19 protein-coding genes and 2 tRNA genes are annotated in these 18,443 nt (G+C 70.3%); 10 read left to right on the forward strand and 11 right to left on the reverse strand.

Annotated elements, in window-relative coordinates; translation table 11 throughout:
- Window positions 1-23: 23 nt before the first annotated feature.
- The 3 genes from E3U25_RS18035 to E3U25_RS18045 form a co-directional block, all read right to left on the reverse strand.
- Window positions 24-97, reverse strand: a tRNA-Cys gene (locus E3U25_RS18035).
- Window positions 98-198: 101 nt separating this feature from the next.
- Window positions 199-1,461 (reverse strand): class I SAM-dependent methyltransferase, encoded by a 1,263-nt coding sequence (locus tag E3U25_RS18040; protein WP_116222428.1) that lies wholly within the window; start codon window positions 1,459-1,461, stop codon window positions 199-201.
- A 274-nt stretch (window positions 1,462-1,735) separates the two neighbouring features.
- Window positions 1,736-1,810 (reverse strand) — tRNA-Gly (locus E3U25_RS18045).
- A gap of 199 nt (window positions 1,811-2,009) precedes the next feature.
- On the opposite strand from E3U25_RS18045, the gene E3U25_RS18050 reads away from it, so the two are divergent.
- Window positions 2,010-2,630 carry a DUF5671 domain-containing protein gene (locus E3U25_RS18050; RefSeq protein ID WP_116221990.1) on the forward strand — a complete coding sequence of 207 codons (621 nt, stop codon included), beginning with the start codon at window positions 2,010-2,012 and terminating at the stop codon, window positions 2,628-2,630.
- Window positions 2,623-3,057, forward strand: coding sequence for a hypothetical protein (locus E3U25_RS18055; RefSeq protein WP_116221989.1), 435 nt, complete (start codon window positions 2,623-2,625; stop codon window positions 3,055-3,057). Before E3U25_RS18050 ends, E3U25_RS18055 begins: the two co-directional genes overlap by 8 nt.
- On the opposite strand, the gene E3U25_RS18060 is transcribed toward E3U25_RS18055, so the two are convergent.
- Window positions 3,054-3,509, reverse strand: a complete 456-nt coding sequence (locus E3U25_RS18060; protein ID WP_116221988.1) for a GNAT family N-acetyltransferase — start codon at window positions 3,507-3,509, stop codon at window positions 3,054-3,056. The genes E3U25_RS18055 and E3U25_RS18060 overlap by 4 nt on opposite strands.
- A gap of 58 nt (window positions 3,510-3,567) precedes the next feature.
- Complete coding sequence (locus E3U25_RS18065) at window positions 3,568-4,917, reverse strand: condensation domain-containing protein (protein WP_116221987.1); 1,350 nt, start codon at window positions 4,915-4,917, stop codon at window positions 3,568-3,570.
- A 187-nt stretch (window positions 4,918-5,104) separates the two neighbouring features.
- Between E3U25_RS18065 and E3U25_RS18070 the strand changes: the two genes are divergently transcribed.
- Together E3U25_RS18070 and E3U25_RS18075 are read left to right on the forward strand one after the other, a co-directional pair.
- Window positions 5,105-6,727 carry a (2,3-dihydroxybenzoyl)adenylate synthase gene (locus tag E3U25_RS18070; protein WP_116221986.1) on the forward strand — a complete coding sequence of 541 codons (1,623 nt, stop codon included), beginning with the start codon at window positions 5,105-5,107 and terminating at the stop codon, window positions 6,725-6,727.
- 11 nt (window positions 6,728-6,738) lie between these two features.
- The gene (locus tag E3U25_RS18075) at window positions 6,739-6,981 is read left to right on the forward strand and encodes a phosphopantetheine-binding protein (protein WP_244274028.1); all 243 of its coding nucleotides are present in this window, start codon (window positions 6,739-6,741) and stop codon (window positions 6,979-6,981) included.
- Here the strand turns inward: E3U25_RS18075 and E3U25_RS18080 are convergent.
- From E3U25_RS18080 to E3U25_RS18090, 3 genes are read right to left on the reverse strand one after another with little or no spacing between them, the layout of a single operon-like run.
- Entirely contained in the window at window positions 6,978-7,748 is a 771-nt protein-coding gene (locus tag E3U25_RS18080; protein WP_072461732.1) for an SDR family oxidoreductase, read from the reverse strand. The two genes, E3U25_RS18075 and E3U25_RS18080, sit on opposite strands and share 4 nt — an antisense overlap.
- Window positions 7,739-8,395, reverse strand: coding sequence for an isochorismatase family protein (locus E3U25_RS18085; RefSeq protein ID WP_116221985.1), 657 nt, complete (start codon window positions 8,393-8,395; stop codon window positions 7,739-7,741). Before E3U25_RS18085 ends, E3U25_RS18080 begins: the two co-directional genes overlap by 10 nt.
- Window positions 8,395-9,600, reverse strand: a complete 1,206-nt coding sequence (locus E3U25_RS18090) for an isochorismate synthase (RefSeq protein ID WP_116222427.1) — start codon at window positions 9,598-9,600, stop codon at window positions 8,395-8,397. The genes E3U25_RS18085 and E3U25_RS18090 overlap by 1 nt, the downstream gene beginning before the upstream one ends.
- 380 nt (window positions 9,601-9,980) lie before the next feature.
- Between E3U25_RS18090 and E3U25_RS18095 the strand changes: the two genes are divergently transcribed.
- Together E3U25_RS18095 and E3U25_RS18100 are read left to right on the forward strand one after the other, a co-directional pair.
- Window positions 9,981-10,943 (forward strand): diacylglycerol/lipid kinase family protein, encoded by a 963-nt coding sequence (locus tag E3U25_RS18095; protein WP_116221984.1) that lies wholly within the window; start codon window positions 9,981-9,983, stop codon window positions 10,941-10,943.
- The gene (locus E3U25_RS18100; RefSeq protein ID WP_116221983.1) at window positions 10,940-11,728 is read left to right on the forward strand and encodes a metallophosphoesterase family protein; all 789 of its coding nucleotides are present in this window, start codon (window positions 10,940-10,942) and stop codon (window positions 11,726-11,728) included. The genes E3U25_RS18095 and E3U25_RS18100 overlap by 4 nt, the downstream gene beginning before the upstream one ends.
- Before the next feature lie 90 nt (window positions 11,729-11,818).
- Here E3U25_RS18100 and E3U25_RS18105 read toward each other — a convergent pair whose 3' ends face one another.
- Window positions 11,819-12,613 (reverse strand): VOC family protein, encoded by a 795-nt coding sequence (locus tag E3U25_RS18105; protein WP_116222426.1) that lies wholly within the window; start codon window positions 12,611-12,613, stop codon window positions 11,819-11,821.
- 164 nt (window positions 12,614-12,777) lie between these two features.
- Between E3U25_RS18105 and E3U25_RS18110 the strand changes: the two genes are divergently transcribed.
- Window positions 12,778-13,992, forward strand: a complete 1,215-nt coding sequence (locus E3U25_RS18110) for a THUMP domain-containing class I SAM-dependent RNA methyltransferase (RefSeq protein ID WP_116222425.1) — start codon at window positions 12,778-12,780, stop codon at window positions 13,990-13,992.
- Between the two features lie 97 nt (window positions 13,993-14,089).
- A complete protein-coding gene (locus E3U25_RS18115) occupies window positions 14,090-14,839 on the forward strand; it encodes an SDR family NAD(P)-dependent oxidoreductase (RefSeq protein ID WP_116221982.1) in 750 nt (249 codons plus the stop codon).
- A 22-nt stretch (window positions 14,840-14,861) separates the two neighbouring features.
- On the opposite strand, the gene E3U25_RS18120 is transcribed toward E3U25_RS18115, so the two are convergent.
- Together E3U25_RS18120 and ribA are read right to left on the reverse strand one after the other, a co-directional pair.
- Window positions 14,862-15,377, reverse strand: a complete 516-nt coding sequence (locus E3U25_RS18120; RefSeq protein WP_116171089.1) for a L,D-transpeptidase family protein — start codon at window positions 15,375-15,377, stop codon at window positions 14,862-14,864.
- Between the two features lie 17 nt (window positions 15,378-15,394).
- Window positions 15,395-16,456, reverse strand: a complete 1,062-nt coding sequence (gene ribA, locus E3U25_RS18125) for a GTP cyclohydrolase II (protein ID WP_116221981.1) — start codon at window positions 16,454-16,456, stop codon at window positions 15,395-15,397.
- 133 nt (window positions 16,457-16,589) lie between these two features.
- Between ribA and E3U25_RS18130 the strand changes: the two genes are divergently transcribed.
- Both E3U25_RS18130 and E3U25_RS18135 read left to right on the forward strand, forming a co-directional pair.
- On the forward strand, window positions 16,590-17,276 hold the full coding sequence (locus tag E3U25_RS18130) for a response regulator transcription factor (protein ID WP_036757032.1): 687 nt from the start codon (window positions 16,590-16,592) through the stop codon (window positions 17,274-17,276).
- Window positions 17,277-17,594: 318 nt separating this feature from the next.
- Complete coding sequence (locus E3U25_RS18135; protein WP_036757029.1) at window positions 17,595-18,380, forward strand: exodeoxyribonuclease III; 786 nt, start codon at window positions 17,595-17,597, stop codon at window positions 18,378-18,380.
- Window positions 18,381-18,443: the final 63 nt, after the last annotated feature.

An 18,443-nucleotide genomic window follows, 5' to 3' on the forward strand; every position in this document is an offset into this window, starting at 1 on the left:
TGGCACAAGCTCTTGAAAATACTTGGAGGCGGGTACCGGAATCGAACCGGTCTTCACGGATTTGCAATCCGCTGCGTAACCTCTCCGCCAACCCGCCGGAGCCTTGCGTTTGCTAGGGTTTCCAAGGCGCGGGGTCAAGGGGGTTATTGCTGCGGCCGCCGCTTTCCCCCTTCGCCTGCGACCGGGTGACGGCCGGGATCAGCGATAGACATGGTCCCGGCGGAAGGGATAGGCGGATTGCGCCCCAGGCAGGTCCGGCGTCGCCAGCGCCGGGTCGGGATGGATCAGCAGGATCTGGTAAAGCGCCACCCAGCCCTGCTCGAAGGCCAGCGCGCAGCCTGCCAGATACAGCCGGTAGGCCTGCAACACCTCGGCCGCGCGATCGGGCGGCATCGAGCGCGCCAGCACTTGCTCGGCCTCGGGCAACTGCGCCTCCAGCGCGTCGGACCAGGCCCAGAGCGTGCGGGCGTAATGCGGGCGCAGGTTCTCGGTATCGACCATCTCCAGCCCGGATTGCGACAGGCTGCGGATGGCCTGGCTGACATGGACCAGCTCGCCGCCGGGAAAGATGTATTTCTCGATGAAATCGCCCAGGCCGCCGCCCACCATCGCGTCGTCCAAGCCCGAGGCGGCGATGCCGTGGTTCAGCGCCAGCCCGCCCGGCCGCAGCAGCCGGCGCAGCGTGTCGCAATAGGTGCCCATCCGGGCGCGGCCGACATGTTCGAACATGCCCACCGACGCCATCTTGTCGAAGGGCTGGTCGGGCACGAGGTCGCGATAGTCGCACAGCCGGATGCGCACCCGGTCGCCCAGGCCCTCCTCGGCGATGATCCGGCTGACATGGTCGAACTGGTTCTGCGACAGGGTGATGCCGGTGGCATCGACGCCGTAATGGCGCGCGGCATGCAGCAAGAGCCCGCCCCAGCCGGCGCCGATGTCGACGAAGCGCTCGCCGGGGCGCAGGTCCAGCTTGCGGCAGATCAGGTCCAGCTTGGCCTCTTGCGCCTGCGCCAGCGTCATCTGCGGCTCGGCGAAATAGGCGCAGGAATAGACCCGCCGCGGGTCGAGCCAGAGCGCATAGAACTCGTCCGAGACATCGTAATGCGCGCGGATCTGCCTTGCATCGCGGTCGCGGCTGTGGCGCAGCAGCGAATGCACGTGATAGAGCAGCCGCTGCCAGGGCTTGGGCTGGATCGGCTGGCCGTCGCTGGGCACCAGCGCCGCCACGATCCGCATCAGGTCGCGCATCGAGCCCTCGATCCGGGCGCGGCCGCGGACGATCTCGTCCCCCAGCCGGCCCAGCCGGGCCGAGGCCAGCGGCGCCAGCGCGCCCATGTCCTTGAAGGCGATGGTCACGCGCGCATCGGGCGGGCCCAGTTGCCGCCCCGAGGGCAGGCGGACCGCCAGCGGCACCGAGAGCTGTTGCAGTTTCCGTTCGATCAGAGCTTCCAGAGCCGGCATGATCACCTCACGCTTGGGCTGGCCGCGGTTCGGGGGATGCGTGGTTGCGAGGCGCGGCAGCTTGTTCCTGACGACTGTCCCGGACCTGGCTGCCGGGGCAACTCCGGTTGCCATACTAGCGCCGATTCGCCGAAAATGGCCAGAGGCAGGGTAAAGGGTCTGCCGCAGGTTGATCGCGCAGGGCCTTGGCCGGGCAAAGCTTTGGCCCGAAAAGCCGCCCGAAAAGCCGAAAGCGGCCCTAAGGCCGCTTTTCGCTGTTCCCGAAGGAAGATTTTGGAGCGGGCGATGAGATTCGAACTCACGACCCTAACCTTGGCAAGGTTATGCTCTACCCCTGAGCTACGCCCGCGCTCCGTCCCGATGGCGCTTCGCCTTCGGTGAGGCGTCATTTATGGGAGCGCGCCGGGGGGTGCAAGGGGAAAAATCGCGCCGCCGGGAAAATTTTCGCCGACGCGGCCCGGCGGGGAAAATTGCGCCCGGCTGCGGCCTTGGCGGGCTTGACCGCGCCGCCGGCTTGCCGAAACCTGCCGGCCAGACAGGGGGTGCCGATGAAACCGTCCGACCAGCTTTCCGAATATGTCCGCCGCGCCCTGGCACAGGGCGGCGAGCGCGAGGGCATCGCCCAGGCGCTGGCCCATGCCGGCTGGTCCGCGCCCGAGATCGACGAGGCGCTGGGGGGCTGGGAAACCGCGCCGGGCCTGCCGCCGGTGCCGCGGCCCCGCCCCTATGCCTCGGCGCAGGAGGCGCTGCTTTACGGCCTGCTGTTCCTGTCGCTGGGCATGATCGGCTGGCATGTCTGCGAATTGGGCATGGTGCTGATCGAGCGGCTGATCCCCGACCCGGCCGACAGCCGCTATTACGGACCGGGCAGCTCGACGCGCTGGTCCATCGCCTCGCTGATCGCCTTCGTGCCGCTGTTCGTGTTCCTCAACCGCAAGGTGTCGCGGATGAGCCTGGGCGACGGCGGCCGACGGCGGTCGCTGGTGCGCAAGTGGTTCGCCTCGGTGACTTTGCTGGTGGTGGCGCTGGTGTTCCTGGCGGACGGGATCTATGTCATCTACACGCTGCTCAACGGCGAGCTGACGGCGCGTTTCGCCGCCAAGGCGGCGCTGGTCGCCGGGGTCGCGGGACTGGTCTTTGCCTATTACCGGGACGAGCTGAATGATTAAGGGCTGGGCCACCATCGCCATCGCGCTGCTGGCCGCGGCGGCGGTCGTCGCCGGGCTGGCGCTGACCGGCGGCCCCGGCCATGCCCGCAAGGAGCGCCGCGACCGCGAGCGGGAAAGCGACCTGGCCAACCTGGCCCGGCTGGTGGTCTGCCTGGCGCGCGAGAACGGCGACCGCCTGCCCGAGACGCTGGCGACCACGCCGCAATGCGACTGGCAGGTGCGGCTGGCCGATCCCTTTACCGGCGCGCCCTATCGCTACGAGGTCACGGGGCCGCGCAGCTATCGGCTCTGCGCCGGGTTCGAACTGCCGCGGCCCCCGCGGTCCGGTCCTTGGGATCGCGATGCGGCGGGTTGCAGCACGCGCAGCTTCATCCCGACCGGGTCGCAGCGGCCGGGGGCCGAGGCGACGATTCCCTATCGCGACTAGGCCAGCGGCTTTTCCATATAGATGCGGTGCAGCCCGGCTTCGATCACCCGGCGGGTCTCGGCATAGCCGAGCCGGGCATAGATCGCCTGATTCTCGACCATGGCCACATGGGTGTAAAGCCGCAGCCGGGGCAGGCCAGCCGCGCAGGCACGGGTTTCGGCGAAATCCATCAGCCGCCGGCCAAGCCCCAGCCCCTGCGCGGCGGGCGAGACGGCGACATTCTCGACCAGCAGCGCATCGGGCTGAGGGATCAGCACGATCAGGCCCAGCATCGCGCCATCCCGTTCCAGCAGATGCGTCTGCCCGGCCGCGATGCGCGCGGCATGGTCGTCCAGCATCGGTCCCGGCTTGCGGCCGATGCGGGCGGTGTAATGCGCATAGGCGCTGTTCACCACTTCCTCGACCACGGCCAGGTCGCCGGCCGTGGCAAGGCGTATCACGTCGCTGTCCATCCCGTCCCCTCCTGTCCGGCGCAGGTTGCGCCGGGGGAAAGGGGCCGGCAAGGGCATGTCAGCCCGGCAGGTCCGACAGCGGGCGCGACAGGTTCTCGGGCGCCATCGCCGCGGCCAGGAAAAGCGGCAGGCCCCGGGCCAGCGCGGCAAAATCCTCGGGCGGAGTCAGGGTCGGGTCGGCCTCGACCAGTAGCTCCAGCCCGCGGGCCTCGCCATCGCCGCGGATGGTGATGTTGAACCCGTCGCCCGGCCCGTTCGACAGCACGTGCCGCGTCGTCTCGCAGCCGGCGAATCGCGCCTCGTCAAAGGGCAGCACGTTGATCAGCGGCGAGAAGAAGAAGCGGCTGCGCGGCTCCATGCCGTAATCCTCGGCGATCTGCTCGATGCGGTAGCGGCCATGGCGGCGCAGCTGGCGCAGCCGCCCGCCGAGCCGGGCCAGCGCCTCGCCCAGCGGCTCGCCCGGATGCAGCGTCACGTCCAGCGGCAGGATGTTCACCACCAGCGCCGGGACCGAGACGGCGACGCTGCCCATGCGGCTCATGTAGGGCAGCCAGACCGGCATCGCGATCCGGCCGCGATCGTCGCACAGATGCGCGGCCGAGCCGTCGCGCAGATGCAAGGCCGCCCAGGCCGCGCAGATCACGGTCAGCAGGTCCGGCCAGCCCATGCCCGCCGCCTGCGCCTGCCGCATCAGCGCCGGGCGCAGGGCGGCAAGGTCGTGGGCGGCGCAAAGCGCCTCGGCCGGATAGTCCTCGGACCCCTTGCGCAGCACGCGCGGGCGGGGTTCGGCCGCCAGCACCCCGGCCCAATGGCGCGCGTCGGCGGCATGGCGCGGGCTGGCGCGATAGTCGGTTTCCTCGTTCAGATAGGCGGCCAGCGGGCGCAGCGGCTGGCCGGGATCGGCGCCCTCGGCCAGCGCGGCGTAAAGCTGGGCGCAGCGGCGTTCGACCAGGCCCATGGCATAGCCGTCCAGCGCGATGTGATGGCCGCGGTTGAACCACAGGTAATGCCCCTCGGCCAGCCGGACCAGCCATTGCGCCGCGATGGGCTGCTCCAGCAGGTCCAGCGCCGCATCGACATCCGCCTGCATCAGCGCAAAGGCATGTGCGCGCGCATCCGTGCGGTCCGACAGGTCGATGCGGCGCAGCGCGGGCCGCTCAGCGGGATCGACCCGCTGCACCGGCCGGCCGTCGGCGCCAAGGCCGAAGCGCAGCGCCATGATGTCGGTTTCGGCGATGGTGGCCTTTATGGCGCGGGCCAGCGCCTCGGGATCGGCAAGGCCGCGCAATTCGATGGCATGGGCGACGGTCGAGACGGCCTCGCCGGGATGGAACCGGAACTCTTCCCAGAAATCCAGCTGGGCCAGCGTCAGGGGCAGCCACAACCCCTCGGCTTGATGATGCGTCATGAAATCCTTGTCCCTGTCGCAGGGTCTGGCATTCTGAACGAGAGAGGGCTGGCTTGGTTGCATCCGGCAAGGGACGCGGCTGGCTTGCTTCGAGAGAGAAAGCGGGATAAAAATACTCAACTATTGCCATCCGTCAAGGTGCCGCAAGCGCCTTGGGCGGCTCATTGCCGTAAAAGCAGGTATCCGCATGATTGAATTCAGCCCTTGGCCGCAAGACCTCGCCCGACGCTATCGCGAGGCCGGTTACTGGATCGACCAGCCGCTGACGCATATCCTGGACGCGCAGCTGGCCGCCAACCCCGAGGCCGAGGCGCTGGTCTGCGGTTCGCGCCGCTTCAGCTATGGCGACCTGGACCGGCTGTCGCGCAACCTGGCCGCGCGCCTGGCGCGGCAGGGGCTGGGCCATGGCGATACGGCGGTGGTGCAGTTGCCCAACGTGGCCGAGTTCTTCATCGCCTTCTTCGCGCTGTTGCGAATCGGGGTGGCGCCGGTGAACGCGCTCTACAGCCATCGCCGGCTGGAGCTGACCGAATATGTCCGCCAGATCGCGCCGCGGGTGGTCATCGCCGCGCGCGACCACGAACTGTTCCGCGACGACGCCTTTGCCGACGCGCTGCGCGCCGGCGGCGTCGCGCATCTGCTGCTTCTGGGCGAGGACGATCCCGCCCGCAGCCTGGCCCATTGGCTGACACCGGACGGCGACCTGCCCGAGGGCGCCGGGCCGACGCCTGCCGACCAGGTCGCCTTCTTCCAGCTGTCGGGCGGCAGCACCGGCACGCCCAAGCTGATCCCGCGCACGCATAACGATTACGACTACAGCATCCGCGCCAGCGTCCAGATCAGCGGCGTGACCTCGGCCACGCGCTTCCTGTGCGCCCTGCCGGCGGGGCACAACTTCACCATGAGTTCGCCCGGCACGCTGGGGGTGTTCCATGCCGGCGGCACCGTGGTCATGGCCCCCAGCCCCGAGCCCCTGGGCTGTTTCCAGATCGTCGCGCGCGAGCGGATCACCATGGCGCCGCTGGTGCCGCCCGCCGTGGCCCTGTGGCTGCGCGCAGTCGAAGAAGATCCCGCCCGCCGCGCCATGCTGGACAGCCTGGAGCTGATGCTGGTCGGCGGCGCCAGCTTTGCCGAGGCGACCGCGCGGCGCGTGCCGGAACTGCTGGGCTGCCGCTTGCAACAGGTCTTCGGCATGGCCGAGGGGCTGGTGAACTATACCCGGCTGGACGATCCCCCCGAGGTGGTCTTCACCACCCAGGGCCGGCCGATCAGCCCCGACGACGAGGTGCGCATCATCGACGAGGACGGCAACGACGTTCCCGACAGCACGCCCGGCGCGCTGGCGACGCGCGGCCCCTATACCTTCCGCGGCTATTACCGCAGCCCGGAACACAATGCGAAAGCCTTCGACGCCGAGGGGTTCTATTACTCGGGCGACGTGGTGGTGCGGCAGGGCGGCAACCTGCGCGTCGTGGGCCGCATCAAGGACCAGATCAACCGGGGCGGCGAAAAGATCGCCGCCGAGGAGATCGAGAACCTGCTGGTGCGCCATCCCGACATCACCCATGCCGCGCTGGTCGCCGCGCCGGACGCCCATCTGGGCGAGAAAAGCTGCGCCTTCCTGGTGCTGCGCGAGGGGGCGGGCAAGCTTTCGCCGCCGGCGCTGCGCCGGCACCTGCTGGAACTGGGCGTGGCCGAATACAAGCTGCCCGACCGCTTCCGCTTCGTGCCCGAACTGCCCTTGACGGCGGTGGGCAAGATCGACAAGCGCCGCCTGCGCGACAGCCTCGTGGCCGAAACCGCCGCCTGAAAGGACGAATGATGGATATTGCCGAAAAGACCGATCTCAGCCCCGAATGGCTGGCCGCCCGCGTGCGGAAGATGATCGAGGACGATTGCGAGATCGAGCCCGCCGAGAACCTCGTCCTCTACGGGCTCGACTCGATCGCGGTGATGACCTTTTCGTCCGAGCTGAAGCAGATGGGCGTCGAGGCCAGTTTCGAGGAACTGGCCCGCGAGCCGACGCTGGACAATTGGTGGGCGCTGATCGCGTCCCGGATCTAGGCGCGCAGCGTCGCGCCGCCGTCGACGTAAAGGTCGGCCATGGTGACATGGCCCGCCTGGTCGGACAACATGAACATCACCGCGCCGGCGATGTCCTCGGGCGTCGCCAGCTTCTTCAGCGGGATGCCGGTGCGATAGGCGTCCAGGCTGCCCTCGATCACCGCGCGCTCGCCGGCGCCGCCGTCCTCGGTCCACATGCCGGTCTGCATCGGCGTCAGGGTCGAGCCGGGGGCGACGATGTTGCAGCGCACGCCCTGCGCGGCAAGCTCCAGCCCCAGGCAGCGCACCAGCATGGTCGCCGCCGCCTTGGAGGCGGCATAGGCGCCCATGTTCAGCCGCGGAATCCCCGCCGCGTTCGAACTGACCGCGACGATGGCGCCGCCTGCGTTCCGCACCATGGCGCGGCCGAAAGCGCGGGTGACGTTGAAGGTGCCGCGGGCGTTGACGCCGATCACCCGCTCCCATTCCTCGGGCGCGAGGTCCAGCAGCGGCCCGATGGCCAGCACGCCGGCCGTATGGACGCCAAGGCCCAGCGGGCCATGCATCGCCTCGACCTCGGCCACCAGCGCCTCGACGGCATCGCCGTCGCGCACGTCCAGCACCCGGTTCTCGGCCCCCGCGACGGGGTTGCCGGCCAGCGCGGATTCGGTGTCGGTGGCGACGACCCTGGCCCCCGCCTCCAGCAGCGCGGCGACCACGGCGCGGCCGATGCCGCCCGCCGCGCCGGTGACGATGGCGGTCCGGTCGCGGAATCCGGTCAGGCGCATGATTTCATCTCCTGCCCGCCAAGCGCCGCCAGCGCCTGCCGGGTGGACAGGGCCACGCCGCAGGTGGCGGCGATCCAGCCCATGGCCATGTCCTGCTTCTCGCGCGAGAAATCGGCCTGCGCATCGGCCACGGCAAAGGCCTCGATGTCGCGCTGGAACGCCTCGACGGCAGTGGCGAGGCAGCCGATATGGGCATAGACGCCGCAGATCATCAGCTGGTCGCGGCCGCGCGCCCGCATCAGATGCTCGAGGTTCGAGCGCTGGAAGGCGCTGTAGCGATGCTTCAGCAGCACGATGTCGCCCGTCGCCGGGGCCAGCTCGGGCAGGATCTCCTCGTGCTCGGGGATGGCGCTCATCCCCGGCCCCCACAGGTCGGCCTGAAGCCCGCGATCCGGGCGGAACTGGTCGCCCTTCTGCGCGGTGTAAAAGACCGGAACGCCCGCCGCCCGCGCCGCGCCGATCAGCCGCGCGATGTTGCCGACCACCGGCGCCAGGGGCGCGCCCTCGGGATAGATGCGGCAGAAATAGCGCTGCATGTCGTGGACCAGCAGCGCCAGCCGGTCGCGGCGGGGCTGCCAGGGGCCCCGCGCCTTGGGCAGCTCAGCCTCGGTCGGGGGGACATAGGGGGCGATGCCGGGCAGGGCCATCAGGTCTCTCCGTTGCAGGGCACGCCCTGCAGGGCCGCATCCTGCGGCAAGCCAAGGGCGGCCAGAAGCGCGCCGAACTTGGCGCCGGTCTCGGCGGTCTCGGCCATCGGGTCCGAGCCGGGGACGATCCCCGCGCCCGCGTATAGCCGCGCCCGCCGGCCGCTGATCTCGGCGCAGCGGATGGCGACATGCCAGGCGCCGTCCCCGCTTGCGTCGCACCAGCCGACCGCGCCGGCATAGAAATCCCGCGCCACGGGTTCAAGGGCCTTGATGAAGCCGGCCGCCCGCGCCATCGGCACGCCGCAGACCGCCGGCGTCGGATGCAGCGCCGAGGCCAGCACGACCGAGGGCGTGTCCTCGTCCTTCAGCCGCCCCTCGATCCGGGTGCCCAGGTGCCACATGCTGCGGGTCGAGGTGATGCAGGTGCCCTCGGGGCAGCCCAGCTCGCGGCAATAGGGGGCCAGGATGTCCAGGATCGACTCGACCACCAGCGCATGTTCGCGGTGGTCCTTGGCCGAGCCGGACAGGGCCTGGGCGGCGGCGCGGTCGGCGGCCGCATCGGCCAGCCGCCGGGCCGAGCCCGCCAGCGGATGCGAGGCGATGCGCCGGCCGCGCTTCTCGACCAGCAGCTCGGGCGTGGCGCCGCAAAGCGCGCGGCCCTGCGGATGCTCGGGCCCGGCGGGCAGCGCCACGCGAAAAGCGGTCACGCTGCGGTCGGCATGCAGCCGCGCCATCAGCGCCTCGACCGGGATCGGCGCGGTGGATTCGACCAGCAGCGTGCGGGCCAGCACGATCTTTTCCAGCGCGTCGCGGCTGCCGGCCTCCTCGGCCATGATGCCAAGCGCGCGGGCGACGGCGCCGGCATAGTCCCGCGCGGCAGGCTCGGCCGTCAGGCGCCAGTCCGGCAGCGGCAGGCCCTGCGGCGCGGCGCCGCCGGACGCGGGCGCATCGCTGCGCCGGCATTGCCACAGGCAATCCCCGGCCTCGCGGTCAAAGGGCAAGGCGCCGCCGATCATCTCGTCCGGCGCCGCCCCGGCAAGGGCCGCGGCCACGCGCGTCTCCAGCGTCGCGGCACTGCCGGCGGCGATCCGCCGCGCGGGGCCGCGCCCCAGGATGCGCCTCGAAGGGCCGTCGAAACCGAAAAGAACCGGATCAGGCACGGGCGACGCCGTCTTGCTGGGCGCCTCGGAAAGGCGGATGTTCATCATGCATCTCGTTTCAAAGGAATTTCGTCCCCGATCCCGGCGGCGGCCAGCGGCTTTGGGACTGGCGCTGGCTGTGCAGACATGGATGATGCTGCGATCGTATCCGGGGCAGAACTCTCCTGCGCAGGGTTTGGCAACTGATGTCTCGGGTGGCGAACCGCCGCAATCCCCAAGGGGCACGGCCGGTCGGGCGGCGGTCTGGAAATCCCGCCCTTCAGCTTCCCGCCGGCAATCTGTCAAAGCGGGTCCAGAAAGGCAAGTAAAAAGATCAGGATTAGCGCCGGCCGGCGAATTGTCGCAACCCCGGCCCCGGCGGGAACCGGAACCGGGCGCCGGGGCCGCGGGTTCGGGGGGCGTGGCAATGCGGAAAGGACCAGGACATGAACGGCCAGGACGAGCCGGCAGCAAGCCCCGATTTCGACCTGGCCAGGGCGCGGGTCTGCGCTATCGTGAACATGGGCTCGGGGCGCGAGGCGGGCGACGACATCGCGGGCAAGCTGCGCGCGGCCTTGCAGGGCCGGGTGGCCGAGCTTCGGTTCCGCGGCACCGGCAAGGGTGCCGACCTGCCCGCCATGGCGCGCGAGGCGGTGGCCGAGGGGTTCGACCTGATCGTCGCCGCCGGCGGCGACGGCACCCAGGCGGCCGTGGCCGGCGCGGTCGCCGGCACCCCGGCGGCGATGGCGGTGATCCCCGGCGGCACCTTCAACTATTTCGCCCGCGACCTCGGCTCGGGCGAGACGGTCGAGGCGGCGCTGGCGATCTTCGACGCCCCCCGCATCCGCCGCGTCCATGTCGGCGAGATGAACGGCATGATCTTCCTGAACAATGTCAGCTTCGGCGCCTATCCCGAGATCCTGCGGCGCCGCGAAAGCATCTATCGGCGCTGGGGCCGGTCGCGGCTGGCGGCCTATTGGTCGGCGGTGGCGGCGCTGTGGACGCTGCGCCGCCCGCTGCACCTGACCGTGCGCGCAAACGGCGAAGAGCGGCGCTTCACCACCGCCCTGGCCTTCGTGGCGAAAAGCGCCTACCAGCTCGACACCTTCGGGCTGGAAGGGGCCGATTGCGTGCGCCAGGGCCAGATGGCGCTGCTGCTGGCGCGGGCGAAGCGGCCGGGGCCGCTGGTGCGCTCGGCGCTGCGGCTGGCCCTGGGCAAGACGGCGCGCTATGCCGATTTCGACCTGATCTGCGCCGATGAATTCGAGCTGGAGACCGTGCCGCGCCATGAATATGTCGCCCATGACGGCGAAAAGACCTGGATGGATTCGCCCTTTCGCATCCGCGTGCGCCGGGGCGCGCTGAAGGTGCTGGTCCCGGCCGATAGCGGCGGGCGGGATGCTGGATGACGCGCATCCTGCATCTCTCGGACCTGCATTTCGGGCTGGAGCGCAAGCCGCTGGTCGAGCCGCTGATCGACCGCATCAACGCCGCCCGCGCCGATCTGGTGGTGGTGACGGGCGACCTGACCCATCGCGGCCGCTCGGCGCAATTCGCGCAGGCCGCGGCCTTCCTGCGCCGGATCGAGGCGCCGCTGCTGGCGGTGCCCGGCAACCACGACATCCCGCTCTACAAGCTGGCGGACCGGATGATGCGCCCCTGGCGCCGCTGGCGGCGCGCCATCGCCCAGAACCTCGAGCCCGTGGGCCATGTCGGCAACCTGCGGGTGCAGGGCATCAACAGCGTGGACCCGATGTCCTGGCAGCGCGGCATCGTCACGCCCGCGCAGGTGGCGCGGGTGATCGCCGGGCTGGACCCCGCCTGCATCAACATCGTCGCGCTGCACCACCCGATGCAGCAGCGCCCGCAGGTGGACAAGGCGCTGATGCAGGGCGCCGCCCCGGCGCTGGCCGGCTTCCAGGCCGAGGGCGTGCAGCTGGTCCTGACCGGCCACCTGCACCTGTGGTCGATCGGCGCCTTCCTGGGCGAACGGGGGCGGCCGATCCTGCAAGTCCAGGCCGGCACCGCGCTGTGCGACCGGCCCGGCGACCGGCAGAACGAATTCGCCGTGCTGGAGTTCGCCGGCCCCGACCTGCTGGTCGAGCGCCACGTCGCGCCCATGACCGAGCCCGGCTTCCGACCGCCCGAACAGCTGCGCTTCACCCGCCGCGAGGGGCTCTGGCGCCCGGCCTGATCTTCTTCGTTGCATAAATACCCTGGGGGAGCGCCTCCCGGACCCCATCGAGGGGTCCGGGAGGCGCGGGGGCAAAGCCCCCGGCCCCGCTCAACCCTTGGGCTCGACGCGGAAGACGGTGCCCCAGGGATCGCGCGACGCCGCCGCTTCCAGCGCCCGCAGCCGGTCGGGATCGGCGGCCAGCACCACCTCGGCCAGCCCGGCCGAACCGGGGCTGCGCAACCCCGCGCCGCGGCTGTTCCAGACATTGCCTGCCAGATGATGATGATAGCCGCCGGTGGCAAAGAAGCTCGCGCCGAAACGATGCGCCATCCGCTCCATGCCCAGGCGGTTCATGCAGAAATCCTCGGCCGCGGCCACGTCGCCCACCTGCAGGTGGACATGGCCCACCACACTTCCCTCCGGCGCGCCGGTCCAGACGCCCGCGTCCGCCGCCAGCAGGTCCGCCATGTCCAGCGCCAGCGTGTCCATCCGCACCTCGGCCCCGTCATGCTGCCAGGCGCTGCGGGGACGGTCGGCATAGACCTCGATGCCGTTGCCCTCGGGGTCGCGCAGATAGAGCGCCTCGCTGACCAGGTGGTCCGAGGCCCCGTCGAGCCCGATCCCGCGCCCGGCGACAAAGCGCAGCCAGCGCCCCAGCGCCGCGCGGTCGGGCAGAAGGAAGGCGGTATGGAACAGCCCCGCCTCTTGCGGCTGCGGGCGGGCGGCCCGGTCGCGGCGCAACTCCAGCAGCGGCTTGTCGCCCGCGCCCAGCACCAGCTCTTCGCCGCTGCCGGAAATCCGCTCCAGCCCGATCACCGAGCGGTAGAAATCCCCGACCCGGTCGAGGTCGTTGACGATCAGGGCCACCCGGCCGATCTGGATGGGGGCGTCACTCGTGGCCATCATGCTCTCCTTATATCCTGTTGCGCCCAAGATAGGGGCGATGCGCATGGCACGAAATGGCGCCAATCGGGGAATACTGCCGCCGCAACGGCGACAATGGCCACGGATTGCCTTCGCCCGCGCCCCGGCGCATGATGCGGGGCCCTTTCGCCAGCCGGAACCCGATGAAGCCCCGCACCACCAAGACCCAACCCGCCAAGCCCCAGCCCGCCAAGACCCGATCCGCCAAGACCCCACCCCGACCGCAGCCTGACGCCGCGCCGCTGGCCGCCGATCCGGCGCGGATGGAGATCTTCCTGGTCGCCACCCCCGGCCTTGAAGAGCCGCTGGCGGCGGAAGCCCGCGCGCTCGGCTGGGACGCGCAGGCCCAGCCCGGCGGCGTCACGTTCACCGGCGGCTGGGCGGATGTCTGGCGGGTGAACCTGGAAATCCGCGGCGCGACCCGCGTCCTCGCGCGCATCGGCGCCTTTCGCGCCCTGCATCCGGCGCAGCTCGACAAGCGCGCGCGCCGCTTTCCCTGGGCCGACTGGTTGCGCCCGGACGTGCCCATCCGGATCGAGGCCAGCAGCCGCAAGTCCCGCATCTATCACGCCGGCGCCATCACCCAGCGCATCGAGGCCGCGATCCGCGACAGCCTGGGCGCCCCCGTGGCCGAGGACGCGCCGGTCACGCTGAAGATCCGCATCGAGGATGACCTTTGCACCATCAGCCTGGACACATCGGGCGAATCGCTGCACCGGCGCGGCCACAAGCAGGCGGTGGGCAAGGCGCCGATGCGCGAGACCATGGCGGCGATGTTCCTGCGCCAATGCGGCTTCGACGGGGCCGAGCCGGTGCTGGACCCGATGTGCGGCTCGGGCACCTTCGTCATCGAGGCGGCCGAGATCGCGGCGGGCCTCAGCCCCGGACGGATGCGGCCTTTCGCCTTCGAACGGCTGCCAAGCTTCGACGCGCAGGCATGGCAGGCGATGCGCAACGCCCCTGCCCCGCCCGCGCCGGCCGAGCCCCGCTACCACGGCAGCGACCGCGACCCCGGCGCGATCCGCATGAGCCGCGAAAACGCCGCCCGCGCCGGGCTGGACGGCTGGACCAGCTTCGAAAACCGCGCCATCGGCGATCTCCTCCGCCCCGAAGGCCCGCCGGGCCTGGTCATGGTCAACCCGCCCTATGGCGCGCGCATCGGCAACAAGGGTCCGCTTTTCGGCCTGCATGCGACGCTGGGCGAGGTGCTGCGCGAACGCTTCCGCGGCTGGCGCGTCGGCCTTGTCACCAGCGAGGCGCCGTTGGCCCGCGCCACCGGCCTGCCCTTTCGCGAACCGGGCCCCTACGTCGCCCATGGCGGGCTGAAGATCCGGCTGTGGCAGACCGGGCCGCTGTAACGGGAACCCAGGCCGCCGCCGCGCATTGATACGGTTGGTCGCAGGGACGGGTTCCCGGCGGATGATATGCTGTCCCGGAACCGCGCAGGAGAATCGCATGGATATTCGTTTCGACAACCAGATCGCCCTTGTCACCGGCGCCGGTTCCGGGCTGGGCGAGGCGATCGCGCTGGAACTGGCCGCCTCGGGCGCCACGGTGGTGGCGGCCGACCTGCATGAAGCGACGGCCCGCGCCACCGCCGAGCGGATCGTCGCCGCGGGCGGCCGGGCCGAGGCCGTGGCGGCCGACGTCTCGGACCCCGAGCAGGTGCGCAAGGCCGTCGAGGTCGCCAAGGGGCTGGGCGGGCTGCACCTGCTGGTGAACAATGCCGGCATCGGCGGCCCCAGCGCGCCGGTCGGGGAATACCCGCTGGACGGTTGGCAAAAGGTGATCGACGTCAACCTGAACGCGGTCTTCTATGGCATGCGCTACGGCATTCCGGCCATGCTGGAATCGGGCGGCGGGGCGATCGTGAACATGGCCTCGATCCTCGGCTCGGTCGGGTTCAACGGGGCCGGGGCCTATGTCTCGGCCAAGCATGCCGTGGTGGGCATGACCAAGAACGCGGCGCTGGAATATGCGGCGCAGGGCATCCGGGTGAACTCGGTCGGCCCGGCCTTCGTCGACACGCCGCTGCTCGACCAGCTGGACCCGGAGGTCAAGCAGGCGCTGGTCGCCCGCCATCCCGTCGGCCGGCTGGGCCGGGCGGACGAGGTGGCGGGGCTTGTCCTGTTCCTGCTTTCGGACCGCGCCAGCTTCATCACCGGCAGCTATCACCTGGTGGACGGCGGCTATACGGCGCTCTGACGCGCCTCAGCCCCTGCCCTCCTCAGTCCTTGCCGTGCCGCACCGTGGCCTTGCGCCCCGGCCAGCGCGGCAGGGCGGGGATGTCCAGCACATCCCCCGGCGCGACGGCCGAGGCGAGCCAGGCCAGGTCGCGCCGCGCCATGGCGATGCAGCCCGCGGTCGGAAACCCCGGCCGGCGCCATTGGTGCAGGAAGATCGCGGACCCCGCGCCCGGCCGGGCATCGGGCCAGTTCCAATCCGTCACCAGCACGATGTCGTAAAGCGGATCGGGGCGCCGCATCGCCTCGTGGCTGGGGCCGAAGGGCGCGCGCACCGGATGGTTATAGGCCGGATGGTCTGATGCATCGCACCACAGGTCGCCCGGCAGGATCGGCCGCGCCCAGGCCGCCGGCCGCGTCACCCGGTCGGGACGATAGAGCAGCCCGACGATGCGGTGCCGGCCCACGGGCGTCGCGCCGTCGCCTTCGCGCTTGTCGGTGCGGATGCCGCCGCGCCCGACCGCGCAGGGAATGACCCGCGACCCCGCCCGCAGCCCCATGGGCGTCAGCAGCAGCCTCACAGCAGATGGCCCGATTTCGCGGCCTTCACGTCCAGATAGCCGGTATTGTGGCGGTTGCGCGGCGTGATCAACGGCACGCGCTCGGCCACGCGGATGCCGTGGCCCTCCAGCATGGCGACCTTTTTCGGATTGTTGGTCATCAGCCTCACCGCGCCGAAGCCCATCTTCTTCAGGATGCCGGCGCCGATGCGGAAATCGCGCTCGTCATCCTCAAACCCCAGGCGGTGATTGGCCTCGACCGTGTCGAAACCCTGGTTCTGCAGGGCATAGGCGCGCATCTTGTTGGCCAGGCCGATGCCGCGCCCCTCCTGGTTCAGGTAAAGCAGCACCCCCTCGCCCGCCTGGCCCATGGCGGCCAAGGCGGCATGCAGCTGCGGCCCGCAATCGCATTTCAGGCTGCCCAGCACGTCGCCGGTGAAGCAGGCCGAATGCAGCCGCGCCAGCACCGGCGCCGCGCGCGAGGGGGCGCCGATCTCGACCGCGTAATGCTCGGCCTCGCCGGTGTCGGGGCGGAAGATGTGCAGCTTGGAATTCTCGGCCGCCAGCAGCGGCAGGCGTGCGGCGGCGACGGGGGCCATCGCGGCCTCGGTCGCCATCTGCGCCAGCGCGGGACCGGGCGACAGCCGCGTCAGCCCCTCGGCCGGCCCGGCCACGGGCACCACCAGAACGGCGGGCAGAAGCTGCGCCGATTTCGCCAGCGCGATGCCGGCGCGATGGGCGTCCACATCGCCGCCGCGCGGGCTGCGGAAGGGGCCCTTCATCGGCGTCATCAGGTCGCCCGCCGGATCGGCCACCGCGCGCAGCCAGGCCAGATCGGCATCGCCCGGCACCTCGATCCGCGCCAGGTCGCCGTCATAGACCCGGACCTTCAGCGTCTCGGCGCGCGGGCCGGTGATGGCCAGCACGGCCGGGCCAAGCGCGCGCATCGCCTCCAGCCGGGGGGCGGCCAGCGTCTCGGCCGCCGCGACAAGCTGGTCGCCGATCACCACGGGCAGGCCGATGCGCAGATCGGCGCGGGCGCGCGACAGGGTCTCGGTCAGGGTCGGGATCAGGGTCATCGGGCCAGCATGGTTGAAACAATCTGAAACATAGGGCGGATTTCCGACAACTCCATGTGAGAATTGCTGCAAACCGCTGGACGCCTGCCGCGCCGCGCCACAGTTTTCCGCCATAACGCCAAAGGAGGCAAGAATGGCCGGACTGAAAAAGATCCTGCTGGTCGATGACGAGGATGACCTGCGCGAGGCGCTGGCCGAGCAATTGGTCGCCACCGAGGATTTCGAGGTGTTCGAAGCGGGCTCGGGCCATGAGGCGGTCGAAAGGACCAAGGGCGCGATCTTCGACCTCGTGGTGCTGGACGTGGGCCTGCCCGATACCGACGGGCGCGAGCTGTGCAAGCGGCTGCGCAAGCAGGGGGTGAAATGCCCCATCGTCATGCTGACCGGCCACGACACCGATGCCGACACCATCCTGGGCCTGGATTCGGGGGCGAACGACTATATCACCAAGCCGTTCAAGTTCCCGGTGCTGCTGGCGCGGCTGCGCGCGCAGCTGCGCACGCATGAGCAGTCCGAGGACGCGATCTTCCAGCTTGGCCCCTATACGTTCAAGCCGGCGATGAAGATGCTGATCGACCAGAAGGACCGCAAGATCCGGCTGACGGAAAAGGAAACCAACATCCTGAAATTCCTGTATCGCGCCCAGGACGGGGTGGTGCCGCGCGACGTGCTCTTGCATGAGGTCTGGGGCTACAATGCCGGCGTGACCACGCATACGCTGGAAACCCATATCTACCGCCTGCGCCAGAAGATCGAGCCCGACCCCTCGAACGCGCGCCTGCTGGTCACGGAATCGGGCGGCTATCGCCTGGTCGCCTGATCCATGCCGATCGGCGGAACCCGCACGCGGCTTGCGGGTTCTGCTTGCGAAGCCCGGTGGTCGGAGGATGCGGCCACATGATGACCCGGCCCCGGCCCAGCCCGGCGGCCGGGTTTTCCATGGGCGCCGTCCCGCGGGGGCGCTTCGCCCCCCGCACCCCCAGAGGATATTTTTCCACGAAAGAAGCAGCCTCTCGGTGCTGTTCTTCTGTGTCCAAATATCCCACGGGGGTCCGGGGGTGTGAAACCCCCGGTCCGGCAGCGATGGACAAGCCGGGCCTTGCCCCCTAGGGTCGCGCCCGGAATAAGGAGCCTGCCCGTGTTCACCATCGCCACCTGGAACATCAACTCGGTCCGCCTGCGCGAGGGCCTCGTCGCCCGCCTGCTGGCCGAGGAAGCCCCGGACATCCTGTGCCTGCAGGAGACCAAGAGCCCGGTCGAGAAGATCCCGCTGGAGGCGTTCCGGGCACTGGGCTACCACCATTTCGTCGCGCGCGGGCAGAAGGGCTACAACGGCGTCGCCATCCTGTCGAAGCTGCCGATCGAGGATGCGGGCGACCGCGACTATGCCGGGCTCGGCCATGCCCGCCATGTCGCCGCGCGGCTGGAAAACGGCGTCACCATCCACAATTTCTATGTCCCGGCGGGCGGCGACATTCCCGACCGCGAGCAGAACGTCAAGTTCGGCCAGAAGCTGGATTTCCTGACCGAGATGCGCGACGTCTTCCATGCCGACCGGCCCGCGCGCTCGATCATGGTGGGCGACCTGAACATCGCCCCGCGCGAGGACGACGTCTGGAACCACAAGGCGCTGCTGAAGATCGTCAGCCACACGCCCGTCGAGGTCGAGCACCTGGGCGCGGCGCAGGATGCCGGCAAATGGGTGGACATCACCCGCAAGGACATCCCGCAGGGCCTGCTCTACAGCTGGTGGAGCTATCGCGCGCGCGACTGGGACGCGGCCGACAAGGGCCGGCGGCTGGACCATATCTGGGCCACGCCCGACATCGCCAATGCCGGCCACGACAGCCGCATCCTGCGGCCCCTGCGCGGCTGGCAGCAGCCCAGCGACCACGTCCCGGTGCTGGCCAGCTTCGATCTCTGACCCCTCCGCTGCGGCGCATCGCCGCAGGGGCGCGCGGGGCGCGGCCAATCTTGCATCGCGCCG

Origin of the sequence: Paracoccus versutus (genome assembly GCF_029909795.1) — a bacterium.
GTDB lineage: Bacteria > Pseudomonadota > Alphaproteobacteria > Rhodobacterales > Rhodobacteraceae > Paracoccus > Paracoccus versutus.